Source organism: Streptomyces sp. NPDC001714, assembly GCF_042892755.1.
In the GTDB taxonomy this organism is placed as follows: Bacteria; Actinomycetota; Actinomycetes; order Streptomycetales; family Streptomycetaceae; genus Streptomyces.
On record NZ_JBIAUL010000058.1, the window covers coordinates 1 to 6,161 of the forward strand.

Sequence of the window (6,161 nt, forward strand, 5' to 3'; positions counted from 1 at the left end):
GCGCTGGCGCACCAGGATGTGCCGTTCGAGCGGCTGGTGGAGGTGTTGTCGCCGGCCCGGTCGCTGTCCCGGCACCCTCTGTTCCAGGTCATGCTGACGCTGGAGAACACGGACACGGCCGCTCTGGAGCTGCCCGAGCTGACCGCCGCCGGGCTCAGCACCGCACCGGCCGCCGCCAAGTTCGACATCGAGCTGTCGGTCAGGGAGGAGACGGACTCCGAGGGCGCACCCGCGGGTATCCGGTTGGGTGTCGTCGTATCCGCGGATCTCTTCGACCCCGAGTCGGCGCGGACCCTGGCGCAGCGGTTGTCCCGTGTCCTGGAGACGGTCACCGCGGATCCCGCCGTACCGGTGAACGCGGTCGAGATCCTGGACGAACCCGAACGGATTCGCCTTCTCCAGGGCTGGAACGACACGGACCGGCCGGTCGCCGATACGACCGTGGCGGAACTCTTCGAGCGGCAGGCCGCAGCCTCCGCCGATGCGGTGGCGGTCTCGTTCGAGGGCACCGAATGGACGTACGCGGAGCTCAACGCGCGGGCGAACCGGCTGGCTCGGTATCTGGTGGGCCTGGGCGTCGGCCCGGAGACGGTCGTCGGTGTGGCGATGCAGCGCTCCCTCGACCTGGTCACCGCGCTCCTGGCGATCCTCAAAGCCGGTGGCGCCTACCTTCCGGTCGACCCGGAGTATCCGTCCGACCGGATCGCGTTCATGCTCGCCGACGCCCGTCCGGTGTGCGTGCTCGCGGACGCCTCGCTGACGGAGGAACCGCGGACCGACCTCACCATGCCCGTCGTTGAGCCGGCCGAACCGGCTGTGGCGGCGGGGGTGGCGACCCTGGACTCCTCGGACCTGAGCGATGACGAACGTGCCGCGCCTCTGCTGCCCGCCCACCCCGCGTACATGATCTACACCTCCGGGTCCACCGGCGTCCCCAAGGGCGTGCAGGTCCCGCACCGCGGGATCGTGAATCGTCTCGCGTGGATGCAGGGCGATCACCGGCTCCGGCCCACGGACCGGGTGTTGCAGAAGACCCCGTTCGGCTTCGACGTATCGGTGTGGGAGTTCTTCTGGCCCTTGGTGGAGGGCGCCGTCCTGGTGGTGGCCCGGCCGGGCGGACACCGTGATCCCGGCTACCTGGCGGGGCTGATCCGTCAGGCAGGGGTCACGATCACGCACTTCGTTCCCTCGATGCTGCAAGGGTTCATACAGGAGCCGGCCGCGGCGTCCTGCGCCAGCCTGCGGTTGGTGTTCTGCAGCGGGGAGGCGCTCTCCCCCGAGCTGCGGGACGCGTTCGCGCGTCTCCTCCCCGTCCCCCTGCACAATCTCTACGGCCCCACCGAGGCCGCCATCGAGGTCACCGCCGCCCGCTGCGAACCGGGTCCCGTGGTGTCCATCGGGCGCCCGGTCTGGAACACCCGTGTCTACGTCCTCGACGCGGGGCTGCGCCCGGTGCCGACCGGGGTGGTGGGCGAGCTGTATCTGGCCGGCGTGCAACTCGCCCGCGGATACGCCCACCGATCGGGGCTCACGGCGGAACGGTTCGTGGCCTGCCCGTTCGAACCGGGCGGGCGGATGTACCGCACGGGGGACCTGGTCCGCTGGACCGCCGACGGCGAGCTGGTGTACCTCGGCCGTGCCGACGATCAGGTGAAGATCCGCGGGTTCCGGATCGAACCCGGCGAGGTGCGGGCGGTGGTCGCGGAGCACCCGGACGTGGCGCAGGCGGCGCTGATCGTCCGCGAGGACCGTCCCGGTGATCTGCGGCTGGTGGCCTATGTCGTGCCCGGGAAGGAGGCCGAGGAGGAACTCGTGTCCTCCGTACGCACGTTCGCCGAGGCCCGGTTGCCGGAGTACATGGTGCCGTCCGCGGTGGTGGTGCTGGACGAGCTGCCGGTGACGGTGAACGGCAAGCTGGACCGGGCCGCCCTGCCGGCTCCCGACTACGCGAGCCTCGCCACGTTCCGCGGTCCTTCCACGGTGGTGGAGGAGGTGCTGTGCGCCGCCTTCGCCGAGGTGCTGGGTGTGGAGCGGGTCGGGGTCGACGACAACTTCTTCGCGCTCGGCGGCCACTCACTGCTCGCCGTGTCGCTCGTGGAGAACCTACGGGCCCGTGGGGTGGCGGTGAGCGTCCGGGCGCTGTTCACCACGCCGACGCCCGCCGGTATCGCCGCCGCGTCCCCGGGTTCGCTGTTCGAGGTGCCGCCGAACCTGATCCCCGAGGACGCCACGGAGATCCGGCCGGAGATGCTGCCGCTGGTCGACCTCGACCAGGACGAGATCGACCGCATCTGCGCCCGCGTCCCGGGTGGTGCCCGCAACATCGCCGACATCTATCCGCTGACGCCCCTGCAGGAGGGGATGTTCTTCCATCACCTCATGGCGGAGGACGGCGACGACGTCTACCTCCTCCCGACCGTGGTCGGCTTCGACTCCCGCGAACGCCTCGACGCGGTGCTGGCCGCCCTGCAGCAGGCCGTCGAACGGCACGACATCTACCGGACCGCGATCATCTGGGAGGGCCTGCGCGAACCCGTCCAGGTCGTGCTGCGGGACGTACGGGTCCCCGTCACCGAGGTCGTGGGGGAGAACGGGGCGGACGGGGTCGACATGCTCCTCGCCGCTGCCGACCCCAGGATGGATCTGGGGCGGGCACCGCTCGTCCGGGTCCACATCGGCCACGAGCCGGCGACCGGCCGGTGGTTCGCCCTGCTCCAGGTGCACCACATCGTCCTGGACCACACCGGCTGGGAGACGCTGCTGACCGAGGTCACGGCCATCCTCCGGGACGAGACCGACCAGCTGCCGGAACCGCTGCCGTTCCGGGACTTCGTGGCCACGGCTCGCATGGGCGTGTCCCGCGCGGAGCACGAGGAGCACTTCACCCGGCTGCTCTCCGACGTGACCACGACGACCGCGCCGTTCGGCCTGCTGGACGTGCACCGCGACGGCGCGGATCTCGGGCGCGCCACGATGGCCGTCGAGGCCGGCCTTGCCGCACGGGTGCGGGAGCAGGCGCGCCTGCTCGGCGTCTCCCCGGGCACGCTGTTCCACGTCGCCTGGGGGCGGGTCCTCGCGACCGCCTCCGGAACCGACGACGTGGTCTTCGGCACCGTGCTGTTCGGCCGGATGAGCGGCGGCACCGACGTGGAACGCGTACTGGGGCCCTTCATGAACACCCTGCCGGTCCGCCTGCGGGCAGGATCGGCGGACGTGGCCGAGGCCGTCACGGCCATGCAGGCCCAACTGGCCGACCTCCTGGTCCACGAACACGCCCCGCTGCCGCTGGCCCAGAGCGCCAGCGGTGTTCCCGCCCCCGCACCCCTGTTCACCTCGATCTTCAACTACCGTCACACCCGCTCGAAGGCCGAGCGGGCGACCCGGGACCAGCGGTCCGGGCAGGACCGGGACGCCGCCCTCGACGGTATCCGTACCGTGTACGACCTGGACCGGACGAACTACCCCCTCGACGTCGCGGTGGACGACCTGGGCTCAGGGTTCGGGATCACCGTCGGTGTGGTCTCGCCGCTCGATCCGCACCGGGTGTGCCGGTTGTTCCACACGGCGACGGCCGGCCTGGTCGAGGCGCTGGAGCAGGGCGGTGGCAGGCCGCTGCGCGACCTGGAGATCCTCGACGGCACGGGACGCCGAGAGCTGCTGGAGGCCTGGAACGACACGGCCACCCCCGTGCCCCTGCCGTCCGTCCTGGAGATGATCGCCGGACACGTGGCCCGCACCCCGGACGCGGTGGCGGTGGCCCACGGCGACACCGAACTGTCCTACGCGGAGCTGAGCGAGCGGGCGAACCGGCTCGCCAACCATCTGAGCACGCTCGGGGTCGGCCGCGAGTCGGTGGTCGGACTCTGCCTGCCGCGAGGCATCGAACTGGTCGTGGCGATCCTGGCGGTGTGGCGGGCCGGCGGCGCCTACCTGCCGATTGACGCCGGACTCCCGGTGGAACGCTCCGCGTTCATGCTCGCCGACTCCAACGCGGCCCTGGTCGTCGGCACCGAGGACACACTGGGTGACCTGCCCGCGGGACGGGTCGGCCTGGTGGCTCTGGACGATCCGATGGTGGCCGCCCAGGTCGACATGGCACCGGCGACGGACCCGGCCGTACCCGTCCTGCCCGACCAGATGGCCTACGTCATCTACACCTCCGGATCGACCGGCACCCCCAAGGGCGTCCACGTCGGGCACAGCGGACTGACGAACCTCGCGCTCGCACAGATCGAGCACTTCCGTGTGACGCCCGAGTCGAGAGTTCTGCTGTTCGCCTCCCCGAGCTTCGACGCCTCCGTCTCCGAGCTCGTGATGGCTCTCGGCACGGGCGCGACGGCCGTGGCGGGCGACGCGGACGAGATGCTCCCGGGCGGCGGCCTCGGCGGCCTCGTGGACCGCCACCAGGTGACCCATCTGACGCTTCCCCCTGTCGTCCTCGGCGCGCTCGACGACGGCGAGCTGACCTCGGTCACCACGCTGGTGACCGCCGGCGAGGCTCTGGGCCGCGAGACCGCTGCCCGCTGGGCTCGCGGCCGCCGCTTGGTGAACGCGTACGGTCCGACGGAGACCACCGTGTGCGCGACCATGTCGAAGCCCTTGACACCTGACACCGAGGTGCGGATCGGTTCGCCGGTGGCGAACGCGCGGGTGTATGTGCTGGACGGGTGGCTGCGGCCGGTTCCGGTGGGTGTGGCGGGTGAGCTGTATGTCGGTGGGGCTCAGGTTGCGCGGGGGTATGCGGGGCGGCCGGGGTTGACGGCGGGCCGGTTCGTGGCGGATCCGTTCGCGGCGGACGGAACACGTCTGTATCGGACCGGGGATGTGGTGCGGTGGTCGGCGGACGGCGAGCTGGTGTTCCTCGGCCGTGCGGACGATCAGGTGAAGGTCCGTGGGTTCCGGATCGAGTTGGGTGAGGTGGAGGCGGCGGTCGCCGCGCACGCGGACGTGGCGCAGGCCGCGGTGATCGCTCGTGAGGACGTCCCTGGTGATCGGCGGCTGGTGGCGTATGTGGTTGCCGAGCCGGGTGCCGGTGATGATCTGCCGGGTTCGGTGCGGGAGTTCGTGGCGGTGCGGTTGCCGGAGTACATGGTGCCGTCGGCGGTGGTGGTGCTGGAGGAGTTGCCGTTGACGGTGAACGGCAAGGTGGACCGGGCTGCTCTGCCCGCGCCTGATTTCGCGGGTCTGTCTTCGCGGCGGGGTCCGTCGTCGGTGGTGGAGGAGGTGTTGTGTGCGGCGTTCGCCGAGGTGCTGGGTGTGGAGCGGGTCGGGGTCGATGACAACTTCTTCGCGTTGGGTGGGCATTCGTTGCTGGCGGTGCGTTTGGTGAGTCGGGTGCGGGTGGTTTTGGGGGTGGAGTTGCCGGTGCGGGCGGTGTTCGAGGTGTCGACGCCGGCGGGGTTGGCGGGGCGGCTGGGTGATGTGGGTGGTGGGGTGCGGGTGGGGTTGGCGCGGCGGGAGCGTGTGGGGCGGGTGCCGTTGTCGTTCGCGCAGCAGCGGTTGTGGTTCTTGGATCGGTTGGAGGGGGCGAATCCTTCGTACAACGTGCCTGAGGTGGTGCGGTTGTCGGGTGAGGTGAATGTGGGGGCGTTGCGGGAGGCGTTGGGGGATGTGCTGGGGCGGCATGAGGTGTTGCGGACGGTGTTCGGTCAGGAGGGTGGTCGGCCGTATCAGCGGGTGGTGGAGATGGGGGAGTTGGGGTGGGAGTTGCCGGTGGTGGAGGTGGCTGCGGGGGATGTGGGGGAGGTGGTGGCGGAGGCGGGGCGGTATGCGTTTGATCTGTCGGCGGAGATTCCGTTGCGGGCGTGGCTGTTCAGGGTGACCGATGGGGGTGGCGGTGGTAGCGCTGCTGAGTGGGTGTTGGTGGTGGTCGTGCACCACATCGCGACGGATGGCTGGTCGATGGTGCCGTTGGCTCGGGACGTGTCGATCGCGTATGCGGCGCGGTGTCGTGGAGAGGCGCCTGGCTGGTCTGCGTTGCCGGTGCAGTATGCGGATTACGTGTTGTGGCAGCGGGAGTTGCTGGGTGAGGAGGACGATCCGGACAGTCTGCTCGCGCAGCAGGTTGCTTACTGGCGGGAGGTGTTGGCGGGAGCTCCGGAGGAGCTGACCCTGCCCACCGACCGGCCACGACCGGCGAGCGCGTCGCATCGCGGGCATGC

Annotated in this window: 1 protein-coding gene; it reads left to right on the top strand. The window is 70.8% G+C overall.

Translation table 11 applies throughout. The features are described 5' to 3' along the window. Window positions 1-42: 42 nt before the first annotated feature. On the top strand, window positions 43-6,161 hold a 6,119-nt coding region (locus ACFY0P_RS51965; protein ID WP_388929503.1), incomplete at its 3' end, for an amino acid adenylation domain-containing protein.